The 1,327-nt window shown below is 40.9% G+C and carries 1 protein-coding gene; it reads right to left on the reverse strand.

What is annotated here, in order from left to right:
• Positions 1-709 precede the first annotated feature (709 nt).
• On the reverse strand, positions 710-1,327 hold a 618-nt coding region (locus B6C84_RS11415), incomplete at its 5' end, for a hypothetical protein (protein WP_165755140.1).

Here is a 1,327-nt window from a genome sequence, read left to right on the forward strand (position 1 = left end):
TTATTTAAAATTTTAAGCCTAATGGTATAAAATTTATCCATTCGTATAAATATGCTATAAAAGTATAGTGATTGCAAAAAACCATGCAACTTTTTTTGATGGTTTAATTGTTAACTTTTGTAAAGAAGGACACTGATAACTCGAAAACAGCATCGGTTATTTGCTGTTTATTAGAAATAATATCCCCTTTATCCCCTCTTAAAAAATCACCATTTTTAATATTAATAATTTGCAGATTAGGCTTTTGATTTTGACAATTTTATAATCGTTTTTAGAAGGTATTTTGCGTTTCAAAAACCCCTCTCCTCAAAATTTTTTTGGTTGTTTAAGTTTCGGACGTTTTGTTGTTTTGCGGTTGTTTCTATACGGTGATTACGTCCGAGTTAAGAGGGTTGGCGCCAACCCTCTTTACAATCTCCCGCGGCGACTACGCAAGTGGTCACGATGTGACTGCCTTCCGCCTGCGTTCGCTGTTAACGCACCGGCTGTGATTTGTTCCTGACAAAGCACCGCCTTGGCAAACATCCCTGTTTGCCATGCTAACCTCACTCAGTTGTCAGCACGTTGCGGATGTCGCGCCACAAAATCGTTTTTATCGCCCACTTCGTTAACGTCAACGCCATTGCCTTGATAGGGCAATGATTGTTTAATGTCCTAACGTTATTTTTCTTATGCTCAGCTTCAATACCTAAGAACTAAGAAATAATAGCTAAGGATAGACACAGAGTGCGTATGCATTATTGCCCATGTGTTCGCGTTCGTCAGAATAAGTGAAAATACGACCAATCAACGAGTGAACCAGAAAGTATTTGTTGTTATCACTCTTCTGCTCACTCGTCCAATATTGATTTGTACTACCATAGAAGACGGAACCACGGTAAGTGCTCACATCCCCCCATTCCGTGAAAAATCCTGCACCAATGTGACGACGTAAATATCTATCAGGTGACGAAGGCGTTGCACCAACTGCACCTTGACACTCATCAGAATCTGAATAATCTCCCGGACAAGTCGCATTAGTTAAATCGCTGATAATTGGGAGACGGTATCCAAAACTATTACACTTAGATGATGCAAAAGAATGGGAACCTTGACCACCACCAACAAACCACTGCTTTAACTCAAATCCATATTTGACCACCGCATTACCACTGCTATCACGACCGACTAACTCAAATGTCTGCGGTAAAGATGGTCTGTCGATTCTACCTGGATTAACTGAATTCCATTGCGAGCGTGTAACAACAGGACCAGTTAGGGTGACTCGAATGCTGTAGTAGTTGTTGTAGTGGTGGCCTGGTGAATCGGTCATCGTCGCCGTAATACC

The organism is Gilliamella apis (genome assembly GCF_002142155.1).
GTDB classification, from domain to species: Bacteria; Pseudomonadota; Gammaproteobacteria; order Enterobacterales; family Orbaceae; genus Gilliamella; species Gilliamella apis.